Genomic DNA, 24,646 nt, shown 5'->3' with positions numbered 1-24,646 from the left:
CAACAGGACTAACTCAAAATCAGGAGCCGGATTCCTTCGACTTCGGAATTTCGGTGCTCCTCAGCGGCCTGGAACCGGTTCGAAACCATACGTGAGGGTCGTGACGTCCGTGCCCTATGTGGCACCTAAAGCGCTCCGTCCTGGATTCCCACCGGCCGTGATGCAAACCCGGCCACAAGCTGCCATTCAAGACTAGGAAGCCAGATGATCACCCAGCACCCCGGTCCGATTCTGGAAGTCACCGTAGACGACCCGGATAGCTTGCAGAGCGAGCTAACCTCCGCAGTGGACACCGTCCGCGCGTACGCAATCCGCGAGGGCCGCCACGGCATCATGATGACACAACACGGGTATGCGTCCTACAAAGTTTTTGTCAGCCCGGAGGTCCCTTACGGGCTGACAAAGGAGCAACCTCTCTGGCGGTAGCGTGCCATCGCACCACCCGTATACACAGGGAGCTCCGCAGCAGGAGACGCCCGCACGCTGCAGCCGTAGCCAACATCTCTGCCTGGCAGTCACACCGGAGAGCTGCAGCTCCGACCAGGATATTCAAGTTCCTTGGTTTGTGGGACGCCCATCCTTCAAGGGACGATCCGTGGTCCCTGATGACGGGTGCAATATCCCAACGTTGCACAACTATCTCAAACGGCAGCGGCTGTGATCAGGTTGCTTCCGCCGTCAACGACGCTGCACGATGACCCCATGTAAGGGCTCGCGGTTACGCTGCCCTCAACGGATACTCAGGCTCCGGGGAGCGCAGGGGCCGGCAATGTTCTGGCTCGGATCCCCAGCAGAAGGGGCAGTCCAGGATGTCGAGGGAGGAGCCGCAGGATCGACAGACCTCTTCTTTCAATTCCGAGTCTGGTAGTGCAGGCAGCGGACGCTCTGTGGACGGACCATGCCATCTGCTGTTAACTAACGCTATCCGCTTCATCGCAAGCTTCCCGGTGTTTCAGAAGTGTTGAGAGGTTGGCCCGCACCTCCGAGCCTTCCCTTGACATACCTAATTCTTTCCCCAACCCAGGAGGGGCACATCGGCCGTTTGGGACTCCAAAGGAATGGTCTTTTCCTGGCCGAAAGGATGATGCTCCCTCCACTTAATGCATCAGAATCGTGGCATATCGGGGGAACCTTCGATGGCGATAAGTGGCGTTAAGGCGCCAGCTGCGGCCTGTGGACGACTGCGGAACGGGGTGAATCCGAGCTCGCCACCTGCCCCACTACGCCTTGGCGCGGCGCATGCTGAGTACCAACAGCTCGATATGGTGCAGCTGCCCAATGACCGCGGCCGGCCGGGATTGGGAAGTCATGGATTCTTGCCTTTCGTGAGCAGCTTCAACCCATCGGGCCGTAATTCTCCGGATGGTGAGACGTGCCGGTACAGGGTCTGGCGGGTGACGCCGAGTTCGGTGCAGAGGTCGCTGACTTTAGTTCCGGGCTGCCCCATGGATGCCATGGCGAGCCGGAGTTTCGCGGGGGACATTTTGTAGGGACGTCCGCCATTGCGGCCACGTGCCCGTGCCGAGGCTAGTCCGGCGAGAGTGCGTTCGGAGATGAGTTCGCGTTCGAATTCGGCCAGTGCGGCGAAGATCCCGAAGACGAGCTTTCCGGAGGCGGTGGTGGTGTCGATGGCTGCGCCTTGGCCTGTGAGGACTTTGAGCCCGATGCCGCGCTCGGTCAGGTCGTGGACGATGTTGACCAGGTGGCGGAGGTCCCGGCCCAGCCGGTCGAGCTTCCATACGACCAGAGTGTCGCCGTCGCGCAGTGCCTTGAGACACGCTGCCAACTCGGGTCTATCATCCTTCTTTCCTGAGGCCCTGTCTTCGTAGAGGGAATCCGCGTCGATGCCGACGGCCAGGAGTGCATCCCGCTGCAGGTCCGTGGTCTGTGAGCCATCGGCTTTTGAGACCCGCATGTATCCAACCAGCACGGGACTGCTCCTCTGTTATTTATACGTTCGTTTAAGTGACACCCAGATCCGAAATCTGGACGATCCTGAAAACTGTCACTTAACCCGTTACTTATACTAAGTCATGCAAAGGGTTCGCCATTATCTTTATGTGAAAGAAAATCGAGGGGGATCTTGAGCTCGGTGAATGCTTCGCGGATTCCGTTGCCCGACCCTCGATTGCCGAGTCCATATAGCGCGAAGTCGTAGAGTTTTTTGGCGGTCTCCTGGTCTTCTCTTGCAGCTTCTACGGCGGCGTCAAATGCTGCGACTACCCGGTCCCACAGCTCATCCAGAGTCGGTTCCTTTTGATCACCGGCCGTTGCTGTCGGTGCGGCGGGCCGGGTTCCGTCGCCGACATTGGAGGCGGGTTCGGGCAGGAGTAGGTGGGCGGAGGTACCCAAAGCAGTCAGTGAGCCGGCTTCGATCAGTTCCATCGCGACTGCTGCTGCTTCGAGCAGCTGCTGCTGGGCGGTCCAATGGAGGGTTTCGAACGGTTGCCACGAATACAGCCCTGCCCGGAACGGGTGACCGCAGTGTTCCCAGACACGACGCATGTCGTCCAGTTGCCGGCCATATCGTCCCTGGGCTGTGGTGAGTTCGTCCAGGAGGGTACGCAGCAGCCGGAACCAGATGCCGGCAGTGCAGATGACTTCTGACAAACGGATGTCAACAGTCCTGTGCACCGAGGCCATACTTCCGCATGAAGTGGTGCAGGCGACTTCTGAAAACGACAACGCCCGTAACTTCAGATGCTTTGGCTGCTTCGGCAAGCTCGTCCCAAGCGTCCTGCAACTCTGCCATCTGCTGAGGCGTCAGCGGCTCCTGGGGCTCCGGCTCACCTGCTACAACGACAGTGGAGACAGCATCCCTGGCCGCCGGCTTACGTCTCCGGAAAAAGACTTGCAGACCCACAAACGTTCACCTCACAATAGTTGTCGTTTCTGGCGTGCCCTGCGCTTGGCGACGGTGGTAATAGCGGGCAGTACTTCGACGGTTGCCCCCATGAGTCTTCGAAGGTTTTCAGCGTCCCCGGTTCCGAGCCTGTGGGTCCCGCGCGCCGCTTGTCCGATGTGTGGTCCCTGCTGAAAAGAACCCGACCCCGTTCGGGTGCTGCGTCGGCGGCGACAGGCTTGGACCATGGGGAACCATCCCGTTCCCGACCCCGCACCGTACTGAGCCTGTGCCCAGCCACCGCCCACCCCGTGGCGACGTGGGCGCGTTGGTGACGTGGTGGTTGGGCGCAGGCGGTCAGGTGGGTCCAGTCGTCCACAGGTGCACGGGAAAAGCCCGAAGGAAGTAGCTTTTGCCGTGCACGTGTGGGCGAGGGGTTACTGCTCCGAACCGCCTGCCACCGGAACAGCTTCCTGGACGGCTTTCCGGCCGCGCGGCCGCCCGCCGGACTTCTTCGTAGGAGCGTCGAGGCCAAAGCCACGCAGGTCGGATTCGGTCCAGTCGGCGCGGAGGGCTGTCTGGTAGTCCTTGGCATATTTCTGTTCGGCGGCTGAAAGTAGCTGGGCTGCTTCTGCGAGTTCAACACTGCTGGCAGCGGCGGTCTTCACAGCGTTGACTTTGGTGTCCCGGGCGGCGTCAATTTTTGCGGCCGCCTTGGCGGCGATGTCGTTGATGTCCATGCCCCGACTCTACGGGTTTTCCACCGCGTTGACTTTTCGGGTTTTCAGGACTGTGCACAGCGGCTCCAAAAACCCGAAAAGTCAACCTTACGGAGCAAGCTATACACTTACACGGGTGTAAGTGGCTTGTCGCGCTCGACACTGGCGGTCGAGTGCGGCACACTGGTCAGTGTGGTCCCCGGTTCCGGGGTCGCTGCGCTGGGCCTTTCGAAGGATTGGGGGAACGAGTGACTGAAGAGAATGGCGTCCGTTCCCGACTCTCCCGGCGGCGCCGTGAGAACAAACCCGCAGGGACCAAGAAGCGCCGTGACGTGTGGGTCACCGTGGAGGAAGAAGCCGCACTCGTCGCCAGGGCTGAGCGCGAGAAGGTCACTGTTCCGAACCTGCTGATTTCGTCAGCTCTGTCGGAGCACTCCGATTCACCTACGGAACGCCGCGCCATTGCTGCGGAGCTGATGTCCCTGCACAACCTTCTGGCCCGTTCCTCGAACAACATCAACCAGCTCGCACGGCAGGCGAACGCCACGAGCGAGTTACCCGCTGAGGCGCGCGAAGCGTTGAAGCACATACGTTCCGTGGCCATGCGAATCGACGACGCCATTGACGGGCTGATGCAGGGATGATTCCGAACATCACTCGCGGTTCGCGTATGGGCGGGCTCATGGTTTACCTGGCATCGACCGATGCCAACAAGACGAAGAACGCCCACCAGGATCCTCACCTGGTAGCAGGGGATGCTGCAATCATGGCGTGGTACGACGACGGTGTTCTGGACCGGGACGATGCCCTGGCGATCGCCAAGCATTTGGACCGGCCGCGCAAGATGTTCGGTGTCTCGGTTCAGATCAAAGACATGCAGTGGGACGCGGCGAAGAAGGAGCGCGTGCACGTCGGGTACAAGGACGCCAGCGTGTGGCACTGCTCGCTGAGTCTGCGCGCCGAAGAGGGTGCACTGACGGATCAGCAGTGGGGCGATATCGCGAACGACTTCGTGGACTCCATGGGCTTCACCGAGGCCAGCGGCAAGGCCCGGTGCCGGTGGGCCGCGGTGAACCACGGCACGTCCGAGAACGGTAACCATCACATTCACCTGGCTGTCTCGCTGGTTCGCGAGGACGGCACCAAAGCATCGACCCATGGTGACTACAAGCGTGCACAGCAGACCTGCCGCGAGCTTGAGGTCAAGTACGGTCTGGAACAGCTCTCCACGGTGCACGCCACCCGCGGATACGACCGGGCCGAGAAGGCCACCGCCGTCAGGGACGACCGCGAAATGCACCGGTCATCACTGGCACGGAAAGTACGGGCCAGCGCCAGTGCCTCAGCGACCGAAGCTGAGTTCGTACGCCGGGCCCGCGACACCGGCCTGCTGGTTCGGCCGCGCTACGCCAAGAACACCACCGACGTCGTTGTTGGGTACTCCGTAGCTGAACGACCCCCCCAGGGTGAGCGGCCTATCTGGTTCGGCGGCGGGACCCTCGCCTCTGACCTGAAGCTCGGAGCCCTCCGGGAGGAATGGATCGACACCCCGCACCTCGCCACGGAAGCTGCAGCGGAGTGGAACGCAGCGGCACGCAACAAGCGCACGGTCTCAAAGACCGGACCGGAGAATGCAACGCCGCCGGCAGAGGCATGGGTGGAGTACACGCGCAACGCGACCGCCCTGGCGGACCAGTTGCGCACCGTTCCACGTGATGATCACGCAACCTGGGCGAAGGCCGCCCGGGAAGTATCAGGAGCGTTCGCGGCATGGTCGTACCGGCTCGAACCGACCCCCGGGCCGCTGGCGGCCACCGCTGCTGAACTGTCCCGCACCGCCCAGTTGCGCGCACCAAGGCAGCACAGCAAACCTGTCGCTCTCCCGTCGATTGCCGGTACTGCCATGTTGTTCATGGCCGCGTCGAGTAAGAACAAGACGGCCGCGCAGACGGCACTGATGGTGCAGCTGATCAACACGGCCTTTGCAGTTTATGAAATGCACGCCCAGTCCGGTCGGACCCGTGAGGCTCAGCGCATTCGTTCGGTGGTTGAGGAGCAGTTGGCCCCGTTCACCGAGACCATGCCCAAGACGGTTTTGGTGGGTGCCGAGCAGCAGCCGGCCCCCGACGCTGCAGCGCCGCAGAGGGCGATCGATATCGCCCGGCGCGGCATGGTGCCCATCCGTCCGGGATCAGCCGTGCCATCGACGCCGACACCGGCAAAGACCTCCCAGCCCAGCCGACGCGACTCCGGGTCGGGCCTCGACCGATAAAGTCCACCACCAAACTGCAAGGGGAACAGCATGAGTGAATCAGATGGAATGGATGACGTCCTGGACGGCGGTCTGCGGCAGTCGCTGATGATCGCCTCACGCATTGCCGAGACACTGGCACGCCGACGCCAGGAGAGCCAGCGGCAACAGGAACACCAGGACGCCCAGACAGCGCACCAAGCCCAGGCACGCCTCGCTGCTGAACGCAGTGCCGCGCACGCAGCGCTGACACCCGTGGGCAAGGACCAGTGGTGGGACAAGGCGCAGCCGAGCGACATCGCCACGGCACACGCCGTCGCCGAAGGCTGGAAGGACCAGGACCCGGCCGCGCTGGCAGCGTCGGAGAAGATCCGTCAGGAAGTTCTCACCCGCTACGGCATCGACACCCACGACGTCGGCCCGGACGCCGCCTACCTGGAATCAGGGATCCAGGCCATCACCACGGAAAAGGCCCGGCAGGATGAGCTGGCGCGCGGCCAAGAAGAGACACGCAGAGCCGCCGCGGAACACGAGAAAGCCATGCAGCTTCTCGCAGCAGCCCGCGCAGAAGAACTCCGCGCCCAGGCCGCGAAACTGGCCCCCGAGATGAAACGCCACGAGGTGCCCCTGGAGTACCTGGCCAACCCCGAGCTGGCCCAGGCACTGCAACGGGCTCACAACGCCAAGACCCCCAAAGCCGTTGCAGTCGCCGACGCCGACATCAAGGAACGCATGTTCCTCATCGGCAAAGACGGCATCCACGGACCCGACCTTGACCAGCTGCGGAAGGAAACCACCGCGAACATCAACGGGGCCGGCGCCTCGCACTTCGAGGATCCCGAATTTGTGAAAGCCGCCAAGGACATGCACGAAGCCAAACTCCTGGCAGAGGGCGGCTTCCAAGGCTCCGAACGGGCGTCAGTGGAACAGCGGTACGAACGCGCTGAGAAGGAACTCTTTGCCCGCATGGAAGGACTCGGCCGCGAGATCGAGAACCGCGTCACCGGCAACGACAGCAGCCGGCTCAAAGACCAGGGCCTCAAAACGGAGAGCACATCGGCGGCCGACTACGGCTCGGCCGAACACCACGAGAAATTCGCTGAGTCCCTGGCCAACACCGGCGCGAATGAGACCCAGATACGCGGACGCCTCGCAGCCGCACGCAGCGAGGGCACACACCCCAGCGCAGCGGTGACCATGGGAAAGGGAGCCGTCAAGGCCAGAAAATCGCGCACGGGGGCAGCAGTGGGCTCGGAGAGAGGCAAGAACGGCCTTACCCGCTAGTTCTGGCAGATGTTAGAGGAGGGGCTGCTGTCTGGCGGCCCCTCCTCTCTTGTGTCTACTTCGGTTGCCTTGGCTTCTTCGTGGGTTTCTTCGCGGAGGACTTCGCCCGCTTCGGAGTGGTAGACCGTTGAAAAAGACGACTTAGTCGTTCTCCCACTGCAGCCCGAGGAGGCGAAACGAGTTGCTGATTTCCGGCCTGTCGTGCTGCAGTGGTTCTTCGCCGACTACATTATGGATGTTCGGCGTGATCGGTGGATCACCGGGGCGCTCGAAGATGGCCCAGAGCTGGAGATCGTCACCGTGACGCGAGGTAAAAGTGACGCCGTCGAAGTCTGTCATCTCGTAGAGCCAGGCCGCGACGGCCTGGGTGAGGTGCCGGGGCCGGGCGTCCTTCAGGGCCGCGGCGTCAAAGTCAGCCAGACCCAGGCTCAGGGCCAGTCCGATGAAGTGCGGGTACAGGGCTGCGACGCTGCCCGAGGCGGTCACCGCACAGTACCGCCCGGACAGCTCTGCGGACGCGGCAGCGCGCACCTCAAGCCACTCCCTGGGGACCTGCCCCGGGGCGATGGTGGGGTGCAGGACCTTATCCTCGTCGTCCTCAACGATCTCGTCCAGCTCCATGCTCAGCCGCGCATCCTTGCGGAAATGCGCCAGAACCTCCAAAAGGCACGCCAGGAGGGAGGAGCCGGCGTAGATGGTGCGGAAGTTGCCGTGGAGGTCGTCCCACCGGCCCGGGAACCGTCCGTCGGTGGCCCATTCCCAGCCGCTCCATGCCCACGGTTCCGGGCGGAAGCCGACACGCCAGACCTTACCGGCGGCCTCGGCCGCGGTCAGTTGTGCAAAAACCACCGATCAGCCTGCGGCCGCGAACGCGCGTGCCGCGGCCAGCACCTGCGAGCCGGCGTCGTCCAGCTGGCCGTCGCGGAGCAGGCGCGCCGGCGGGACATCGTCCAGCTGCGGGTTCATGCCCTGGAACCAGGCCTGCACCACGGCCCGGGAATCACGCTCCGCCAGCAGGGCGGCCACGTGGTAGGCGGTCCTTAACCGGTGCATCACGTCGGCGGAGGGTTTCCGCTCCCCGTCGGCCCACTGCCGGACGGCCCGGGTTTCCTTCACTGACCCGATGTACGCGACCAGTTTCGCACCCAGCAGGTCCCTCAGATCCCGGACCAGCACGTCGTCGGCCAGCCGGATGGAATCCTGGTGCGCCTTCAGCCCGCCGCGGGCGCCTGTCACTGCAGTCATAGTTCATGATCCCACGAAAAGGCCCATTGAATCAAGGGCTAAAACACACCTCGGAACACACTCTGAAACACCAATAATGGAGAATATGGCAAGCTGCTGCCCGGAAGGGTTTGATGTCAGTTTGCGGGGGGTTACGGAAAGGGTCACCAATAGCCGTAAGACAACCTAGGTTGTTGGCGTCCGACTATCAGCCCTGCCGTGGTTGGGTCACCAGTCCTGATGTTCGAGGGTCAGCCCGAAGGGCACGGCATCACTCAGGTCGACCGTAAAGGAATCACAGTCATGCCTTGTGACCAGAATTCCCAGACGCCCTTCGTGCATGGCCAGTGTCCTGGCGACGCTCACGGCTTCGTCGAGTTGGCGTTCCATGCCGGTGCGGTCGGTCGCCGTGAATGCGATTGGCAAGTCAATAGTGGGTTTCATGGGTCTAACCTTCTCGTGTCTCGATTTCTGGTGCTCTCTCGATTGGGGAGGCTGGCCCCAACGCCAGTGATCAGCTTCGCCCGTGTAGAGCATCCGGGCACGCCGCTCGGTAGCTGAGCGGCCCTAAGAGTTGTTGAGGTTCAACCCATGCCTGATAGCCAAGGGAGGCCTCGTACAGTTTCCTTGGCTGCACGCCGTGCTGCGCGATCCAAAGGGTTGACGAGTCGGGCATGGCGTCTTCCACAATTCCGGTTCGGAGTGTTCGGCCCTTGTAGCGGATTTCGACGCTGGTCCCGATGAGCAGGCTCCAGCTGGTGTAGTTGTGCAGGGTCATGTGCCCGCCATCCGGTACGCGGCGGAAATCAATTCTGCGGCTCTCCTGATGCCGGAAGGTGGGCAGGACTTGGTCGATGCCTTCAACGCCCGCTGCGCGCACTTCTCGATGCGGCCCCATCGATTTCGAGCCAGCTGTTCAGGCCTACCGACTCGAAGATGTCGCGTGGCTTCATCCCGAACGACTTCAGGGGCGCTGCGCTTCCGGCGTCGACTACGGATCGGTAGGCTCGCCGGATTCCATCGATGGCGGGGTAGAGAGAGACACAGGGTTCTATGACTAAGTTGAATCCCATGTCGTGCAGGTCCCGAAACGGCAGTGACGGTGTGGAACTGCCTGTTGCGATGTTGTACATCTTCATGCCGGGAAGGCCTCCGATCCTTTCGACGTCCGACTGGTCTCTCGGCGCGTCGACGAAGGTGATATGGGCTCCGAGGTCGTGGGCCAATTCGACGCGGGCCGCTGACTCCTCTATGCCCTCTACGGCGAGGGAGTCGGTGCGGGCTATGAGGAGCATCCCGAATTCATCGCAGATGTCTAACGCGACCCTGAGTTTGCGCTCGTACTCATCGCGGGAGACGATGGCTTTTTGCTCGAGGTGGCCGCACCGTTTGGGGAATACCTGGTCTTCGATCATTACTGCGGCGGCACCAAGTCTTCCGATGGCTTCCACGGTCCGTGCAGTGTTGAGTTCGTTGCCAAAGCCGTTGTCGCCGTCAACAATGATGGGCACGGCGGAGCGGGCAATGATGTTGCCCGCCGAGGTGAGAAGTTCGGTGAGTGATGTAAGACCGAGGTCGGGAAGCCCGGCTGAGCTGGCGGCAATTCCGGCTCCGGATACGAAAATGGCGGGGGCTCCTTCACCTTCGAGAACGGCCGCTGAGAGGCAGTCATAGCATCCGGGCGCGAAGACGAGGCCGTCATTGAGCTGGTCGGCGAGTGCGTCGCCAGGGCGGACGCGGGTATTCATATGCATGCGGGTCTCCAGTTGTCTTGGCTCAGGTCCGCCGGATCGCTTCGGTCAGTGCCTGGTGAGGTAGTTGGCTGCGACGTCAACACTGATTACGTCTGCGTATTTGAGGTTCATGTCCTGCAGTGATGAGCGGTGTGTTTCGGGATCACGGTCTCCGACTGCCTGGGCGGGGATGAATACGCGTAGCCCGTACTGGAAGAGATCCACGGCGGTGGCCCTGACGCATCCGCTCGTCGAGGTCCCGACGAGGACAACGCTGTCGATTCCTTCCTGGGTGAGCAGGGACACGAGGTTGGTGCCGAAGCAGGCAGAAGCGCCCTTCTTGATCATCAGGGGTTCGTCATCACGGCGGCCCAGTCGTTCGTCGAGTGCGGCGTCTTGGCTGCCGAGGACCAGCGTTGCTATCTTGGGCGCTTTCAAACCCCACAGGCCAACGTCTGACCCGTCTGGCTCGTAGGCGACGGCGGTGAAGATGATGGGTCTGCCGGCCATCCGGGCAACGTTGAGCAGTCGTCGGGTCTCAGCCAACTCGGCTGACAGGTCTGCGCCGAGAGGGCTGGCAGGATCAGTGAATCCGTTTTGGAAGTCCACCACAACTACGGCGTAGTTCCGGCCGGGGCCCAGCTCCCTACCGAAGTGGCCCATGGAGACCGGGTTCTTGGACGCCTCTGACTGGGCAAGCGTGGCTTTTGTCATGTGTTGGCTCACCACCTTATGTTTTGGAACGACAGACCGATCTACGAAAAACGCTATGACCGAAATTCGTCCATGGGAAACATCCGTTTGAGTCTTTTGACCTGCAGAGTTTGTCAATCCCGGGACGGAGGGACGCTCTCGTGATCCAGCCATCCGTTGAGGCGGGACACTTCGCGCGCGATTTCGATGAAAGTGCGCTGTGCAGGGGTCAGCGGGCCCTCGCGGTGGAGCAGTTCAACGGGCACATATAGCTCGGGTTTGAGCGGGCGCCACACAAAACCTTCAGGGAGGGGCTGGTACTGGGTTTCGAACGCCACTTGGAATGCCCTGCCGGACTGCATTTCCTCCAGGGACCTACGGTCATCGAGGAAGCCGCCATGTGTGAAGGTTTCGTAAACACGGACCCGGCCGGCGGTGTCGTGCGCAGGGAATGCCCCCAACACGAGGTCGGCGTATCCGGGTGAATGTCCGCGGGGCCACATCACTATCGTTGTTTCGGCGAGCCGATCGACGTGAATTTCGGTGTCGGCGGCTGCCGGATGCTTGGCGCTGAGAATCACGCCGAGGACTTCTCGTCTGAGCAGAACTGACTCAATGGAGGCCGGAAGGATCGGGCTGCGCACGAGGACGAGGTCGAACTGCCCTCGTGCGAGCCCGGAGATTGCCTGATCCGCTAACGTGACCGCGGCGGTGATGTTGACCTGTGGTGCTTGGACGTGCAATTCGTCGAGAATCTGTGGAAGGCATTCGATGCCGAGTGAGTGCGAGTAGGCGAGGTGTAGGTGCCCGCCGTCCCCCAGTCCGGCATTTCGTGCGACGGCTTTGGCTTCCTCGATGGCTTCGAGAATCCTGGTGGCCCGGGAATAGAAGACTTCGCCCGCGGTGGTAAGTTCGACTTTCCGTGTCGTCCGGTCAAAGAGGCGGGTTCCGACCTCGTCCTCCAGCTGCCGGATCTGGCTGCTGAGGGCTTGCTGGGCGAGAAAGAGGCGGCTGGCTGCCCGGGTGAAATTCAGGTCCTCCGCGACCGCAACGAACGCGCGAAGGTGTCGGATCTCCATAGGCCGCCTCCTTAAGCGTGCGGTCAGCGGATGCATTGGCCGGATAGAGGATGTGCAACGCGGTCGAGGTCGCTGTTATGGATCATCCCGCAGTCTGAAGCGCGGGGCAAAGTTACCTCCAATAACTCAGCATGGGCGCGGGTCGTCTGCGCCCATGCTGACTCTCGAGCTGCGCCTGCGGAATCGCTCAGATGGAGCGTGCCGCTTCTTCGGCTTCATAGATGATGGCCTGCATCTTGCGGGGCGCGAGGCCGTCTCCAATGCGCCTTACCGGGTAGGGCGCGTCGGCGAGCGAACTGAACAGAGCAGTGCTGGACTTCCGGTAGATGGACAGGATGACCGCGGAGACGTTTTCGATGACATGTTCCTGCCGGGTCCACATATCAGATGTCAACAGATTGGTGCCGTCGAAGGATTGCACGACCCGCTGGGCGATCATTTCCACTCCATTGCTGGCCAGGGCAGGCAGACGCCAGGTGAATTCGCCGCGTTTGAGCACGTCGTGACCCACCATGAGCTGCGGAGTGATGATCGTAACCTTGGCTCCGGCGGCGGCAAGTACCTCGGCCAGGGCCAAGGGCATGGTGGTACTGGACTCGTCGACAATCACTACCCGGTCACCGAGCGATTTCGGCCCGTCCGCCTGTACTTTGCGGACGGCGACGTCGATGGCTGAGACCGAGGGGCCTTCCGCTCCGGGAAGCTGTTCCAGTCCGGGGGTCCACAGGCTCATGCCCGAGTCTGCGAAGCTGGCGCCCTCGGCGATGAAGACTTCATCGGGTGCGAAGCCGTTGATGAAGGCCAGGTCGGCGTTCGTGTTGAGCTTGACGTCGACGCCGGCGTTGTTCACTGCCCGGACGAGGTCGTCGGTGGCGATGTTGAAGCCCTCCTGATTGGGCAAGGAGCCCAGCAGGTTCAGGTGACCACCGAGTTTGTTATCCCGCTCCACCAGTGTGACCAGGTGGCCTCGCTGGGCGGCCACGGAGGCGACCTTCATTCCGGCGGGTCCGCCGCCGACGACGAGGACGCGCTTGGCGTCCGCGGGGGCGACGCGGTCAAGTGTGCCCCAGCGTCCTTCCCGGCCGGTGACCGGGTTCATCATGCACATGACTTCCGCGCCGTCCCAAAGTCTGCCGACGCACTCGTTCACGCCTGTGCATTTGATGATCTCGTGCTCGCGTCCCTCGCGGGTCTTCTTTATCAGTTCCGGGTCGGCAAGCTGGCCGCGGCCGATTGCGACGATGTCCGCTGCTCCGGATTTGAGGACCTCTTCGGCAAGGTGCAGGTCGCGGAAACGCCCGACGGTAAACACCGCTGCGCGTTCACCGATGAGCTCCTTTGCGCGCCGGGCAAACGGCACAAGGTGGCCGTCCTCTTGTTCCTGGGGCGCGACCGTCTGGTCGAGGGTGTAGTAGTTGCCTGCGCTGATGCTGAAGTAGTCAAACAGTCCTGTGCCGACGAGCAGTTTGACGTATTCGTCGGCCTCGTCGGGGGTGATTCCGGCCGGTCCGATGAACTCGTCATAGGAGAGTCGGATTCCCATCGCGAGGTCGTTACCTACCCGGCGGCGGATTTCCTGGCCGATCTGGACGATCAGGCGGCACCGGTTTTCGATGGATCCGCCGTATTGGTCGGTGCGGTTGTTGTACACGCGGCTGAGGAACTGGCACAGGAGGTAGCCGTGGGCGGCGTGGATTTCCACGCCGTCAAGACCTGCTTCGCGCACGTTCTCCGCTGACTTGGCGTATCCGTCGATGATGACGTCAATCTCTGCCTGGCCCATGACCAGGGGCGATTCGCTGTGCGCGACCGAGGGCAGTTCCGACACGCCCCACAGAGGCTTCCATTCATCGACGAGCATGGTGCCCTTGTCGTGCACGCCTGTGCCGTAGAGCTGGACGACTCCGCGCACGTCGTGGGCGTGGAGGATTTCCGCCATTTTCCGGAAGCCGGGGATGGCTCGTTCTTCCCAGGCCGTGCACCCGTTGTGGAAGGAACCTTTGGCCGTCGGGTAGGCGGCGTGTTGTTCGGTCACGATCATCGCCGTGCCGCCTTCGGCCAGGTGCTTGTAGTGATTCAGGTGCCGGTCGCTCAGGATGTTGTCCGGCGCCCAGTTGAGGATGCGGGCCGGCACGATGACCCTGTGCTTAAGGCGCATCGGCCCGATTTGGATCGGCTGCCAGACAGCCGAGAGCGAGGACCTGTTTTCTTCCAGGATGTCGGTCATGTCAATAACCTCGTTGTTCTGATAATTCGGTGTGGACGGGAGGATTAGTGGTCGCTAAGCAGTGAGCCGAATCCGCTGTACTGGTCATTGATGCCCAGTTGACGGAGTGTGTGCCATACGCAGGCGGTGTTGATGGCGATGACGGGTTTGCCGAGGAAGCGTTCGGCGGCCGCGGCGAGCCGGACCATCGACAGATTCGTTCCGGCCTGGACGATTACGTCCGGGTTACTTTCGTTCAGTTCCAGCAGCACCTTGGCCAGTGTGTCTTCGGTGACCTCGGCAATGGCAGTTGCGGACTGAATACCGAGTCCGTGATCGGCCGTTACTTCGTAGCCGTGGTCGTTGAAATAGCGGATCACGTGTTCGTTGACTATGGGCGGATACGGGCTGACGAAGGCCAGTTTCTTGGCGCCGTACGCCTCAAGAGCCGCGCGGACGGCGCTGGCGCCTGTGCTGATGGGAAGCCCTGCCGTTGTCGAGATCTGCTTTTCGAACGCCTCATTGCCTTCCGCTCCGCCCCAGAACGTCTCCCCTGACATGCCCATGGTGATGAAGGAGGGCTTGCACGTCAGGACGTTGCGGATGGCGACGTCGTTGGCTTGGCCCAGGGCGTCGATGAAGTCCTGCACGCCCTGGTCGGTGGAGAGGTCCGGTTCTTCGACATAGCAGCGGCTGTAGTGAAAGGTCACGCCCTCGGGCCGCATTATTGAATAGTCGTGTTCGACGACTGTGTTCGTTGAGGGAATAAGTACCCCCACGATTGCCCTGCTGCTCACAACGTTGACCATTACTGCTCCTCTGAGTTTCGTTTCTTGGTGGCGGTTGGCGCCGCATGATTAGTGCCGCTTCGCTCCGGCCGTCCGGCTGGCAGGGGCGTGCCGGGCAGACCCTGCAGAGGCACCCTTGTTTTCATCCCTGGGTTCTCGGGGCCTCGCTCTAGAGCTGAAGTTGTGGGCTCCCAAGGCGGCCGATCTCGCTCGTATGCTTCGATCGAGTCGAGCAGGGTCTCTGTCAGGGCTATTTCGTCCAGGCCTTCAATCAGCATCCTCTGGATAATCGGTGCCAGGGTGAAGGAAGCCGATATGCCGGCGGCCCACAGGCGGCATCCCCACAGGTCGATGGTCACTGGTGCGAGCGGATCTGACTCGGTGAGCTGGCGGAGGTCCCGGCACTCTTCTTCCCGCACCGCGATGGGGGCGATCCCGTTCTTGACGCAATTGCTGGCGAAGATGTCGCCGAATTCGACGGCGACCACCGCTTCGAAGCCCCATTGCGCCAAGCCCCACACCGCATGCTCTCGCGAGGATCCGATTCCGAAATTCCGGCCGGCGACCAGGACGCGGGCACCGGCCCGGACCGGATCGTCCAAAGGGATTTGGCCGGACTGGCGCCAGTGATGAAAGACGGCTTTGCCGAATCCTTCCATGTCGGTTCCCTTGAGGAATTCCTGTGGCATCATCGTGTCCGTGTCCACGCCGTCACGGTCCAGCGGGACCATCCGTCCGGCGATCGTGGTGCGCATCATGCTGCACGCTCAACATCGGCAATGCGCCCTGAAAGAGCCGTCGCAGCCGCGATCCGCGGTGAGACGAGGTGGGTCCGGCCGCCGGGGCCCTGGCGGCCTTCGAAGTTCCGATTACTCGTGGCGGCACACCGTTGACCCGGACCAAGAATGTCATCGTTCATGCCCAGACACATCGAGCATCCGGGTTCACGCCACTCGAATCCCGCCTCCATGAATACACGGTCCAGCCCTTCGGCCTCGGCAGCGAGCTTTACGGCCCGCGACCCCGGCACCACCAGTCCCCGCACTCCTTGGGCGATGTGCCGCCCTTCCAGCACATTGGCGGCGGCACGCAGGTCACCGAGGCGTCCATTAGCGCAGGAGCCAATGAAGACAACATCAATGCCAATGTCGGAGATCTTTTCTCCGCCCGCGAGGCCCATGTACAGCAGGGCCCTGCGGGCGGCTTCGGGATTGTTGGTCTCCTCGGGATGCGGGACGCGTCCGTTGACCCCGACGCTCATCGCAGGCGTGGTACCCCACGTCACGGTAGGCAGGCAGCGACTGACATCGAAATCGACTTCGGTGTCGAAAACAGCATCGATATCGCTGGCCGTCCGCATCCACTCCATGACTGCCTGGTCCCACAGGTCCCCTTTAGGTGCGTGGCGGCGGCCCTTCAGGTAGGCCAGGGTCCTCTCATCCGGGGAAATGAGAGCTGCCCGGGCGCCCATCTCCGCGCTCAGGTTGCAGAGCGTCAGTCTTTCCTCGACGGTCAACTGAGCTACAGCCTCACCCTGGAACTCGATGACATGGCCGCGGGCGTCGCCCGCGTTGAAGTGCGCCACGAGTGCAAGCGCCAGGTCCTTCCCCGTCACGCCATCCGGCAGTGCCCCGGTAAGGTTTACCCGCATCGACTTCAGCTCCGGCATCACCAGGCATTGAGTCGCGAGAACATGCTCAACATCGCTGGTTCCGATACCGAATCCCAATGCCCCCAGGGCGCCGTGCGTGGGCGTGTGGCTGTCCCCGCAGGCAATCACCATTCCGGGTTGGGTCAGGCCCAGTTCCGGTGCGATGACGTGAACGATGCCCTGGCCAGCTGATCCCATGCCATACAGCGGAATTCCGAAGTCCTTGCAGTTCCCTTGGAGGGCCTGCAGCTGGTTCGTAAGGGCAGTTCCCGGACCTCCGAGTCCTCTCGTGCTGACGCCGTGGTCCGCGGTGGCCAAGGTGAGGTCTGTTCGGCGAACGGAGCGGCCCTTGCTGCGCAGGCCGGCGAAAGCCTGCGGGCTCAGATCATGAACGAGATGAAGGTCAACGTACAACCGGTCAGGAACTTCCCCGCTGCCGGCCACGCGGTGCTTGTCGAGAATCTTCTCGAACATCGTCCCGGTCATGACCTGAGCGCCCGGACTGGAGACTCGCCCTGCACATCGGCCTCATGCCTCCGTTGCCGGGCTTGCAACTGACCAAAGTCATCACCGTCCAGGGCGGCGCGGCATTTGCAGGGCCTTGTCGCCATAGCGCTTCTCATCTTAGGTACTCTCCTGGCCTTCATGCCGCCTCGTTGCGGCTGATTCATCACCCGCCACAATGTGACGGGGTTCTCATAACTTCGACACTATTCACAGCCCGGAGCGAAGAGAAACACTCATTGGAGGCAATTCACAACGGGCAGTTGTGAACACCGCCACTTCTCCAGGGCGACCGGAGAAGGCTGCCCAACGAATCGCTGGCCCTGCCCCAAGACCCCTATTACCAAGCTGGAGCGTGTGAGGGGCGAACCGACGCGGAGTACGAGCTGTCTGGCGTGCGGGACGCCCCGCTAGGGCAGGCTGCCTTTGCGGTCGAGGGCCTGACAGACTGCCTTGGCAAATTCGCTGGTCGATACCGGCTCGGTATCCCGGATCGCTAGGTCTGCCGTTCTCACGCCAGAGCTCATGACTTCGATGCAGGCGTTTTCAATGGCCGCGGCTGCTTCCGCAAGACCAAGTGAATGACGCAGGAGCATAGCCGCGGACAAAATGGTCGCCGTTGGATTGGCGATGCCGAGACCCGCAATGCCCGGTGCAGACCCGTGAACCGGTTCGTACAGGCCCCACCTGTCGTGGCGCAGGCTGCCGGATGGCATCAGTCCCAGGGAACCTACGATCCCGGCGATTTCGTCGCTGAGAATGTCACCGAAGAGGTTTTCCGTGACAATGACGTCAAAGGTTGATGGGCGCAGGATGAGCTGCATGGCGCAGTTGTCGACGTACAAGTGCTCTACTTCCACGTCCGGAAACTCCTGGAGAGTCTCGATGGCAACCTCCCGCCACAGACGGGATGACTCCAGCACGTTCGCTTTGTCCACCGAGGTCAGCCGGCCTCCCCGTGACCGGGCCAGTTGTGCTGCTACGCGCACGATGTCTCTGATCTGCGTGGCCGTGTATTCCATGGTGTCGAATGCTGTGAGCTCACCATCGATTTCTTCGCGTCCCTTTCGGGGAGAGAAGTAGGCACCCCCGACTGCCTCCCTGACCAGCATGATGTCGACAGGTTCGCTGCCAACGCGGAGCTGGTCCGGCAGATATGAGATGCCGGGGCGCAGGTTAGCGAAGAGATTGAAGTCCCGGCGGAGTCGGAGCAGCCCGCCTGGGCCCGGATTCTGGTCATCAGGGAGTTGGTCCCATTTTGGTCCACCCACGGCTCCGACAAGGACGGCTTCGCTGTCCTTGCATATCCGGATTGTGTCCTCCGGGAGCGGAGTCCCTTTCTCTTCGATGGCGCAGCCGCCCAGCAGACCCGTTTCGAATTCGAGGCCGAGGTCCTGCTGTTCCGATACGAGTTTCAGCACATCGACAGCTGCCTCTACAATTTCGGGTCCGATGCCGTCCCCCGGCAGCACTCCGATCCGTCGTGATTTGGAATTTGCATTCATAGTTGCCTTCTTTTTCTGCTTCAGCGGGATATTCATTCATCTGGCGCCCTTACCGCCTGGGTTTACGATCGGACGGCGGATCTACGACTCAGAACACGGTGTTGGCTCTATATGGAGACCGTGGAGCGGCGTTCGATCCGGTGCTGCCTCGCCTCAGACGTTTGGGGACCTGACAATGGGATCTGTGGTTTGGACTGTTTCGGCGTTCTTCAGCAATGCCAGGGCTTCGGGGAGATCCACTACTTCGCCATACCGGCTTTGAATATCTAGCAGCGACTGCCGGTGGGCGTCGCCTGAGCGGTCGGCTACCGCGTCCCGGGGGACATAGACCTTGTAGCCGTGCTGGATGGCGTCAACGGCGGTTGCCCGGACGCAGCCGGATGTTGATGCGCCGACAATCATCACGGTCTCAATGTGCGAGGCCGTCAGCAGTGACGCCAAGGGGGTGTTGAAGAATCCGGAAGCAACGAGTTTGGTCAGGACCGGTTCGCCCGGTTCCGGAGCTACCCGGTCATCAATTTCGACATCTGGGCTGCCGGCTTTCAGAACGGCGGCGGAAGGGTTTTTTTCGATAAACCGCCTAGCCGCCAGGGCGCCGGATTCGTCGTAGGCCACTGTCGTATAAACCACCAGTGCTCCCGCTTCGCGGGCGGCGGAGAGAAGCGTGGCCGTTGCGTCCAGGGCGGAGTCGGCCGGACAGTACAGCTCGGAGTCCGGATTCGTGAAAGCCGTGGAGAAGTCGATCACCAGAAGGGCGATCCCTGTTGCCATGGTCATCTGTTGTGCTTCCTGCCATCTCTCATAATTGTGCGCCTTCTGAAGCTGTGCGAACCCCGGCTGGGGCCACCACGCAGGGGACACCTCGAAACAGATCTCCGATTAGGGGCGCGCAGCGCCGGGACGAGGCCCCGCTGATATAGGCAGCTCATGGCGAGATCCCGTTCCCTCCAAGTCGTCCGGGATTCCTGTTTGTCATGTGACTCATTGAGCGTTTCCACGCCATCCAAACCGTTTGGCGGCGCAGACCTGAAAACGCGGCCGCTGCGGCTAGCAGCACGCCAGTGATGATCGAACTGACCCAGCTCGGGCTGGCAAGCATCCCGAACATCGCCTGCAGCAAACTGAGCGACAAGGCGCCCAGCGCGATACCCCAAGCGGTGCCGCGTCCGCCGGCAAGGCCCACTCCCCCGATCAGCGCGGCCGTACCCGCGAAGACGAGCGGCGCGAAGCCCGGGTTGACCAGGGCCGAGGAAAGGGTGAAGGCGTTTAGGGCGCCGGCAAGACCGGCCAGGACCCCGGAGATTACAAAGACTCCCGTCGTGACACGTTCAACGTGGACGCCTGCGATGTGGCTTGCTCGGGCGTCTCCTCCAACGGCGCGGATGTCGCGGCCGAGACGCGTGCGTGCCATCACGGTTGCTATCAGTACGAAACAGCCCAGGACGACGAGCGTGTGCATTGACAGCACCGCGGCCAAGGGCCGGTCAAGGATGATTCCTACTCCGACGTCGTCGTAGGAAACGGTTCGGTCGTCCCCTAGCGTCCGGCTCAGCCCGAGCAGTACGAGGAACCCCCCGAGGGTCACAGCCATCGAGTTGATCCTGAATCGGGAGACGATGCTCCCCTGGATGAGTCCGGCGACCGCTCCCACGAGGACTGCAGCGGCAACCCCCGTCATGGGCGCACCCTGTCCGAGTTTGACGGCCACCATGCCCCCAAGGGAATACATGCCCAGCGTTGAGAGGTCGAACTGGCCAGCGATCATCGTGATTCCCAAGGCAAGCGCAATGAGACCGTAGGTGCCGAAAATCTGTAAGGCGGTGTACACCGAGAAAGTACTAAAGGTGCTGCCCGCAGCAACGGGAACGACTGCAAACATGACAGTCATTAGTAAGAACGTCATCGAGGCCGAAGACCGAGGCAGGGGTGTTCGTTTCAGCTTGGCGATCAAAGCACTCATCGAACCCGTCTCCTCATCTGGAAAATTAGCAACACAATTAGCACCAGCACACCGGTTACCAGCATCTGGGCGCCTCCGCCGAACCCGCGAAGCAGGAGCATGTTTGAGATCAGAGCGATGAAGAGGGCACCATATACGGTGTGCTGGACCTTTCCCCGGCCCCCGCCAGCCGCGGCACCGCCGACGAGAACGGCGGCGATAGCGTCGTACGTGTACCGGTCCCCGCCGCTGAGCAAAGTGGCATTCCCGTCCGTTGCCCCGAGCAGGACACCTCCCAAAGCAGCGCAACCTCCTGCAATTACGAAACCTGCCACCACCGTGCCGGTGACGGGAATTCCTGCGGCACGCGCGGCCCGGGAATTCTCCCCAACCAACCGAATCAGCTGACCCGTCCGGCTCCAGGACAGCCACGCGGCAACAGCGAGAACCAGCGCCACCAGTACATAGACGGACAGCGGCAGCCCCGCATAAACAGCGCTCAACCACTGGTAGGAAGCACCCGCTGGCGGGTAGACAGTCGACTGATTTGTCAGCCAGGACGCCACACCAATCTGGAGCGAGCCGAGGCCGACCGTGACAACGATGGGGTTGGCCGCGAGTCCGCCGATGAGCAAACCCTGAACAGCACAAACCAATGCACCCATGACTATCGTCAGAACCAGCGCCGGCAGCACTCCGATGCTCATCCAACTAAGAAAAGCCATGGACGAGATGGTCAGTGTGCTACCCAGGGTGAGGCAAAAGAGGCTCCCGCTCAGGGTGACACACGTCATCCCCACGGCCACGATCCCGAGAATGCCCACTCCCGACACGGTTGCCTTGAGCCCTTCGAGCGTGAGAAACCCATCCGTGGTTAAAGCCCCATAGACCAGAACGGCAAGTGTCGCCACGGCCAGGAGAGTCTCTGCGCGGCCGATACTCCGTCGATTTTTCCGGCCCGACTCGGTGGGCACGGTCAGCACCATCTCCCCGGTCATGGGTTCACCACTTCTCTCTCAACATGAGTCATGTCCGACAGGAGCTCCTCCGTTGTGACTTCGGCCCGCGGTCTCGCCGAGACGATGCGCCCGGCGCTGAGGGTCACCACTTCATCGGCGAGATCAAGGATTTCGTCCAACTCGGTTGAGGCGAATACGACGGCGTTCCCTGCCGTGGCAGCGTCGCGTATCAGCCGGTGGATTTCGCTTCGGCCCGCAACATCGACTCCCCTGGTGGGTTCGTCCAGGAGCAGGACTCCCTTGTCCCCGCGCATAAGACAGCGACCGAGAAACGCCTTTTGTTGGTTTCCTCCGCTGAACGTCCCCACAGGTGATGCCATTTTCGATTCCAGCCCTACGATTCGCGCTAGCCCTGAGGCAATGGAGCGAAGCGCCCGTGACCTGACGAATCCGGCCCGGGACAGCGAATCTAGTCGGGTCGCGACAAGGTTCGTCTGCGTCGACTGCTCAAGGAACAGCCCCTCTGATTTCCGGTCGTTCGACACGTAGGATAAACCGGCACGCAACGATGCCGAAGGCGACCCAAGGCGTACGCGCTTGTCCTCGGCAAAGACAAGTCCCGATGCCTCGGGGACGAGGCCGGCCAGTGCCCGCAACACGTCGCCTGCGCCCGAACCAATCTGACCTGCAAGGGCCACGATGCGGCCCCGGTCCACCGCCAGGTCAATTCCGTGGAGACGAGGTGTCTGCAGCCCGCGGACCTGCAGCCTCGGAGAAACCTCAGCAGCCAGGACCGGTCGCACCGTGTCATCACCCTTGACCTCACCGACCATGAGTTCGATCAATGACCGCTTAACGAGCTTCCCGACTTCCGAGGTGGTGACTTTGTTGCCGTCCCGGAAAACGCTCACCTTGTCGCAGATTTCGAGAACCTCGCCTAGCCGGTGCGAAACATACAGAACACTCGTTCCCTCCGACGCCGCAGTCTTCACGGCCTTGAAAACCAGGTCGATCTCTACGTCACTGAGAGTTGCCGTGGGTTCGTCCAGTATCAGCAGACGTCCGCCCCTGCCCAGTGCCCGGGCGATCTCGACGAGTTGCCGCTCCCCCAGGGAAAGGCGCTCGACCAGGGTCAACGGGTTGAGGCCCTCCAGCCCGACCCTGGCCAAAAGTCCCTTGACGAAAAGTTCAGATGTGGCGTGTCGGACGAAGAACGGAGCATTCGGGAGACCGAGCAGCAGGTTTTCGCGGACCGACAATGCGGGGATGAGGCTGATCTCCTGATCGACAACGGAGACTCCCGCCCGTTGGGCATCGCCAGGGTGATGGAAGTCCACCGTCCTTCCGTCGATCGCCATGGTTCCGGCGTCCTGCCTAACGATTCCGGACAGGACCTTGACCAAGGTGCTCTTTCCCGCCCCATTATGGCCGCAGAGAGCGTGTATTTCCCCGGCTTCAACAGTGAGATCAATTCCTTTCAGAGCGTGAAGTGCGCCGTAGCTCTTCGTCACGCCGGCCATCTGCAGCCTCGGAGGTTCAGACCGCTGATCCCTATCGGTCACGGGCAAATCTTTCCGTCGAGAGCTGCCTGTACGTTGGCAGCGGTGATGCGGCTTTCGGGCGCGAACAGTTTCTTCGGAAGGTCCTCACCGGCCAGATACTTCAGGGTCATCTCGACCGTGTACTTTGCCTCCTCCTCGGGGCTCTCAGAAGCAGTTCCAAACAGTTCCCCGGCCTTGATGGATTCAAGACCGCTCATGTAGCAGTTACTACCAGAGACAACGAGGCCTTTATCTCCGCCCACCGTCGTGCCGGCCTGCTTGGCACCCTGGATGATCCCCAATGCCTGATTGTCTGCCATGCCATACGCGGCCTGGATGCCGCCCTTGCTCGCATACTTAGCCAAAAGCTGCTGAGCGAGTCGCTGCGACGTGGCCTGGTCCCAGTTGCCGTCCTCTACAGCGACCAAATCCAAACCTTCTACGGTCGCGAGTTCCTTCTTGAAAGCTTCCAGCCTCACTGAGACCTGTTCCGTGCCTGCCGTCCCCGTGATCGCAATGACGTTGCCTTTCGAAACTCCCTGCTTTTTCAAGCCCTCGATGATGTTCTGGGCGGCGAATTTGCCCAGACTCACCTGGTCCGACTCGACTGAAAGCGCAAAAAGATCGTCGGCCGGCTTCGGCGGCGAAGTCATGTTGATGACCGGGATCCCGGCGGTCTGCGCGCGCGTAAGTCCAGGAGTCAGCGCCCGGTAGTCCAGGCCGAGCAACATGATCAGATCCGGTTTGGCTGCAACGGCGCGGTCTAGGTTTTGGACCTGGACCTGCGGGTCGAAGGGATCCTGGAGATACGTGACCTTGGCGCCCTTTGCCTCCATGCCTTCGATGACGACGGCGTTGTAGATCTTCGTCCAGGGGTTAACATCGCCGGCACCCACCAGGTAAACATTCATCCCGGACACGTCTTTGGTAGCCATCGCCGCGGGCTTTTCGGCCGCCGCCGCTCCGCAGGAGACGGTCCCAAACACCAGAGCCCCGGCTGCCAGGGCCGCCCCGATCTTCGAAGTAGAACTGTGAATCTTGATCATGGTCATTCAGCTTTCACTCGTAAGTCTCATGACTGCACGCCGGGCCCCACGCCTTCGTGATGTCCGGATACCCCGGCGCACTGGCGGGGCTCCACTGGTCAGATCGACTCTAGGAGCGGTCAAGGGGTCAAATGAAACACCTATTTGAGCCGGTCAACAACCACAGATTGTGAATCGGTGAATCCAAATAGTGTTGCCCACATCACATTTCACCTAGCGTTGGCGGGGCCCGCCGCGTCATGACCCCGGTGTAGAGCGGGAAACTTCGTGAAAATCCAAAAACTAGGGATGATCCGGGTGGATGTGGATGTGGATGTGGATGTGGATGTGGATGTGGATGTGGACGGCACACAAGCCCAGAGTCACGAGCCCAGGGCTATGAGGGCGTCCGGAGCCTGGCAACCTCACGAAACGCGCCAACTCGCTGATGGTGGAACCGGCTCTGGAACTCCACACGACCCGGGCCCTGATCGACAGCCACTTGAACCGCTTGCGGGACGCCCGGCATCCTGCAGTACCAACGCCCATCGGTTCTTACAGCGGTCTCGCGCAACACTCGGTTGCGAGAAGAGGTGCAATCAATGAGGTTGCTTAAAGAGCATCTGCCCTAATGACGCCGAGGGGAACCGAAATGCATCAAGAGCGGGCCCAGTCCCAGACGCTAGCGGAAGCTTAATTCGAG

General features: G+C 61.8%; 24 protein-coding genes. 4 read left to right on the top strand and 20 right to left on the bottom strand.

The window, feature by feature from the left end; translation table 11 throughout:
• Nucleotides 1–204 precede the first annotated feature (204 nt).
• Entirely contained in the window at nt 205–426 is a 222-nt protein-coding gene (locus AC1RJY_RS23570) for a hypothetical protein (protein ID WP_253031009.1), read from the top strand.
• 880 nt (nt 427–1,306) lie between these two features.
• Here AC1RJY_RS23570 and AC1RJY_RS23565 read toward each other — a convergent pair.
• The 3 genes from AC1RJY_RS23565 to AC1RJY_RS23555 form a co-directional block, all read right to left on the bottom strand.
• Entirely contained in the window at nt 1,307–1,930 is a 624-nt protein-coding gene (locus AC1RJY_RS23565; RefSeq protein ID WP_253031008.1) for a recombinase family protein, read from the bottom strand.
• A 101-nt stretch (nt 1,931–2,031) separates the two neighbouring features.
• Nucleotides 2,032–2,634: a hypothetical protein gene (locus AC1RJY_RS23560; RefSeq protein ID WP_349469147.1), complete on the bottom strand. Its 603-nt coding sequence runs from the start codon at nt 2,632–2,634 to the stop codon at nt 2,032–2,034.
• A 645-nt stretch (nt 2,635–3,279) separates the two neighbouring features.
• Complete coding sequence (locus AC1RJY_RS23555; RefSeq protein WP_253031006.1) at nt 3,280–3,582, bottom strand: hypothetical protein; 303 nt, start codon at nt 3,580–3,582, stop codon at nt 3,280–3,282.
• A gap of 227 nt (nt 3,583–3,809) precedes the next feature.
• Between AC1RJY_RS23555 and mobC the strand changes: the two genes are divergently transcribed.
• Genes mobC through AC1RJY_RS23540 form a run of 3 tightly spaced genes read left to right on the top strand, consistent with a single transcriptional unit; the run spans nt 3,810 to nt 7,096 of the window.
• Entirely contained in the window at nt 3,810–4,205 is a 396-nt protein-coding gene (gene mobC / locus AC1RJY_RS23550) for a plasmid mobilization relaxosome protein MobC (RefSeq protein WP_253031005.1), read from the top strand.
• Entirely contained in the window at nt 4,202–5,833 is a 1,632-nt protein-coding gene (locus AC1RJY_RS23545; protein WP_349469146.1) for a relaxase/mobilization nuclease domain-containing protein, read from the top strand. Before mobC ends, AC1RJY_RS23545 begins: the two co-directional genes overlap by 4 nt.
• 30 nt (nt 5,834–5,863) lie before the next feature.
• On the top strand, nt 5,864–7,096 hold the full coding sequence (locus AC1RJY_RS23540; protein ID WP_253031004.1) for a hypothetical protein: 1,233 nt from the start codon (nt 5,864–5,866) through the stop codon (nt 7,094–7,096).
• A 141-nt stretch (nt 7,097–7,237) separates the two neighbouring features.
• Here the strand turns inward: AC1RJY_RS23540 and AC1RJY_RS23535 are convergent, their stop codons facing one another.
• The 17 genes from AC1RJY_RS23535 to AC1RJY_RS23455 form a co-directional block, all read right to left on the bottom strand.
• A complete protein-coding gene (locus AC1RJY_RS23535) occupies nt 7,238–7,945 on the bottom strand; it encodes an RES domain-containing protein (RefSeq protein WP_253031003.1) in 708 nt (235 codons plus the stop codon).
• A 3-nt stretch (nt 7,946–7,948) separates the two neighbouring features.
• Entirely contained in the window at nt 7,949–8,341 is a 393-nt protein-coding gene (locus AC1RJY_RS23530; RefSeq protein ID WP_253031002.1) for a hypothetical protein, read from the bottom strand.
• Between the two features lie 207 nt (nt 8,342–8,548).
• The gene (locus AC1RJY_RS23525) at nt 8,549–8,764 is read right to left on the bottom strand and encodes a hypothetical protein (RefSeq protein ID WP_253031001.1); all 216 of its coding nucleotides are present in this window, start codon (nt 8,762–8,764) and stop codon (nt 8,549–8,551) included.
• Between the two features lie 70 nt (nt 8,765–8,834).
• Nucleotides 8,835–9,098: a hypothetical protein gene (locus tag AC1RJY_RS23520; RefSeq protein ID WP_253031000.1), complete on the bottom strand. Its 264-nt coding sequence runs from the start codon at nt 9,096–9,098 to the stop codon at nt 8,835–8,837.
• An 82-nt stretch (nt 9,099–9,180) separates the two neighbouring features.
• The gene (locus tag AC1RJY_RS23515) at nt 9,181–10,074 is read right to left on the bottom strand and encodes an isocitrate lyase/PEP mutase family protein (protein ID WP_253030999.1); all 894 of its coding nucleotides are present in this window, start codon (nt 10,072–10,074) and stop codon (nt 9,181–9,183) included.
• Nucleotides 10,075–10,119: 45 nt separating this feature from the next.
• Nucleotides 10,120–10,767: an isochorismatase family protein gene (locus AC1RJY_RS23510; RefSeq protein ID WP_253030998.1), complete on the bottom strand. Its 648-nt coding sequence runs from the start codon at nt 10,765–10,767 to the stop codon at nt 10,120–10,122.
• A 113-nt stretch (nt 10,768–10,880) separates the two neighbouring features.
• Nucleotides 10,881–11,825, bottom strand: coding sequence for a LysR family transcriptional regulator (locus tag AC1RJY_RS23505; protein ID WP_253030997.1), 945 nt, complete (start codon nt 11,823–11,825; stop codon nt 10,881–10,883).
• A 187-nt stretch (nt 11,826–12,012) separates the two neighbouring features.
• Nucleotides 12,013–14,052, bottom strand: coding sequence for an oxidoreductase (locus tag AC1RJY_RS23500; RefSeq protein WP_253030996.1), 2,040 nt, complete (start codon nt 14,050–14,052; stop codon nt 12,013–12,015).
• Nucleotides 14,053–14,096: 44 nt separating this feature from the next.
• A complete protein-coding gene (locus tag AC1RJY_RS23495) occupies nt 14,097–14,840 on the bottom strand; it encodes a maleate cis-trans isomerase family protein (protein WP_349469163.1) in 744 nt (247 codons plus the stop codon).
• Nucleotides 14,840–15,577: a 3-isopropylmalate dehydratase small subunit gene (gene leuD, locus AC1RJY_RS23490; protein ID WP_253030994.1), complete on the bottom strand. Its 738-nt coding sequence runs from the start codon at nt 15,575–15,577 to the stop codon at nt 14,840–14,842. The genes AC1RJY_RS23495 and leuD overlap by 1 nt, the downstream gene beginning before the upstream one ends.
• Complete coding sequence (leuC, locus tag AC1RJY_RS23485; protein WP_253030993.1) at nt 15,574–16,956, bottom strand: 3-isopropylmalate dehydratase large subunit; 1,383 nt, start codon at nt 16,954–16,956, stop codon at nt 15,574–15,576. The genes leuD and leuC overlap by 4 nt, the downstream gene beginning before the upstream one ends.
• A 428-nt stretch (nt 16,957–17,384) precedes the next feature.
• Nucleotides 17,385–18,479, bottom strand: coding sequence for a 3-isopropylmalate dehydrogenase (leuB, locus tag AC1RJY_RS23480; protein ID WP_253030992.1), 1,095 nt, complete (start codon nt 18,477–18,479; stop codon nt 17,385–17,387).
• A gap of 153 nt (nt 18,480–18,632) precedes the next feature.
• Complete coding sequence (locus AC1RJY_RS23475) at nt 18,633–19,256, bottom strand: isochorismatase family protein (RefSeq protein ID WP_349469162.1); 624 nt, start codon at nt 19,254–19,256, stop codon at nt 18,633–18,635.
• Between the two features lie 148 nt (nt 19,257–19,404).
• Nucleotides 19,405–20,367 carry an ABC transporter permease gene (locus AC1RJY_RS23470; protein WP_253030990.1) on the bottom strand — a complete coding sequence of 321 codons (963 nt, stop codon included), beginning with the start codon at nt 20,365–20,367 and terminating at the stop codon, nt 19,405–19,407.
• Between the two features lie 68 nt (nt 20,368–20,435).
• Entirely contained in the window at nt 20,436–21,416 is a 981-nt protein-coding gene (locus AC1RJY_RS23465; protein WP_253030989.1) for an ABC transporter permease, read from the bottom strand.
• Nucleotides 21,413–22,939, bottom strand: a complete 1,527-nt coding sequence (locus AC1RJY_RS23460) for a sugar ABC transporter ATP-binding protein (protein WP_253030988.1) — start codon at nt 22,937–22,939, stop codon at nt 21,413–21,415. Before AC1RJY_RS23460 ends, AC1RJY_RS23465 begins: the two co-directional genes overlap by 4 nt.
• Nucleotides 22,936–23,970 (bottom strand): sugar ABC transporter substrate-binding protein, encoded by a 1,035-nt coding sequence (locus AC1RJY_RS23455; RefSeq protein ID WP_419203181.1) that lies wholly within the window; start codon nt 23,968–23,970, stop codon nt 22,936–22,938. Before AC1RJY_RS23455 ends, AC1RJY_RS23460 begins: the two co-directional genes overlap by 4 nt.
• Between the last annotated feature and the right edge of the window lie 676 nt (nt 23,971–24,646).

Source organism: Arthrobacter sp. GW822-FHT05G07 (assembly GCF_058799755.1).
This window is presented reverse-complemented; position numbering and strand designations above follow the sequence as displayed.

Excerpts from the sequence above, each read along its gene's own strand:
- AC1RJY_RS23470 (WP_253030990.1), bottom strand. The coding sequence starts at position 20,367 with ATGACTGTCATGTTTGCAGTCGTTCCCGTTGCTGCGGGCAGCACCTTT.
- AC1RJY_RS23500 (WP_253030996.1), bottom strand. The coding sequence starts at position 14,052 with ATGACCGACATCCTGGAAGAAAACAGGTCCTCGCTCTCGGCTGTCTGG.
- AC1RJY_RS23525 (WP_253031001.1), bottom strand. The coding sequence starts at position 8,764 with ATGAAACCCACTATTGACTTGCCAATCGCATTCACGGCGACCGACCGC.
- AC1RJY_RS23570 (WP_253031009.1), top strand. The coding sequence starts at position 205 with ATGATCACCCAGCACCCCGGTCCGATTCTGGAAGTCACCGTAGACGAC.
- AC1RJY_RS23520 (WP_253031000.1), bottom strand. The coding sequence starts at position 9,098 with ATGACCCTGCACAACTACACCAGCTGGAGCCTGCTCATCGGGACCAGC.
- AC1RJY_RS23545 (WP_349469146.1), top strand. The coding sequence starts at position 4,202 with ATGATTCCGAACATCACTCGCGGTTCGCGTATGGGCGGGCTCATGGTT.
- leuC (WP_253030993.1), bottom strand. The coding sequence starts at position 16,956 with ATGACCGGGACGATGTTCGAGAAGATTCTCGACAAGCACCGCGTGGCC.
- AC1RJY_RS23515 (WP_253030999.1), bottom strand. The coding sequence starts at position 10,074 with ATGCATATGAATACCCGCGTCCGCCCTGGCGACGCACTCGCCGACCAG.
- leuD (WP_253030994.1), bottom strand. The coding sequence starts at position 15,577 with ATGATGCGCACCACGATCGCCGGACGGATGGTCCCGCTGGACCGTGAC.
- AC1RJY_RS23455 (WP_419203181.1), bottom strand. The coding sequence starts at position 23,970 with ATGACCATGATCAAGATTCACAGTTCTACTTCGAAGATCGGGGCGGCC.
- AC1RJY_RS23475 (WP_349469162.1), bottom strand. The coding sequence starts at position 19,256 with ATGACCATGGCAACAGGGATCGCCCTTCTGGTGATCGACTTCTCCACG.
- AC1RJY_RS23465 (WP_253030989.1), bottom strand. The coding sequence starts at position 21,416 with ATGACCGGGGAGATGGTGCTGACCGTGCCCACCGAGTCGGGCCGGAAA.
- AC1RJY_RS23510 (WP_253030998.1), bottom strand. The coding sequence starts at position 10,767 with ATGACAAAAGCCACGCTTGCCCAGTCAGAGGCGTCCAAGAACCCGGTC.
- AC1RJY_RS23505 (WP_253030997.1), bottom strand. The coding sequence starts at position 11,825 with ATGGAGATCCGACACCTTCGCGCGTTCGTTGCGGTCGCGGAGGACCTG.
- AC1RJY_RS23555 (WP_253031006.1), bottom strand. The coding sequence starts at position 3,582 with ATGGACATCAACGACATCGCCGCCAAGGCGGCCGCAAAAATTGACGCC.
- AC1RJY_RS23540 (WP_253031004.1), top strand. The coding sequence starts at position 5,864 with ATGAGTGAATCAGATGGAATGGATGACGTCCTGGACGGCGGTCTGCGG.
- AC1RJY_RS23495 (WP_349469163.1), bottom strand. The coding sequence starts at position 14,840 with ATGGTCAACGTTGTGAGCAGCAGGGCAATCGTGGGGGTACTTATTCCC.
- AC1RJY_RS23530 (WP_253031002.1), bottom strand. The coding sequence starts at position 8,341 with ATGACTGCAGTGACAGGCGCCCGCGGCGGGCTGAAGGCGCACCAGGAT.
- leuB (WP_253030992.1), bottom strand. The coding sequence starts at position 18,479 with ATGAATGCAAATTCCAAATCACGACGGATCGGAGTGCTGCCGGGGGAC.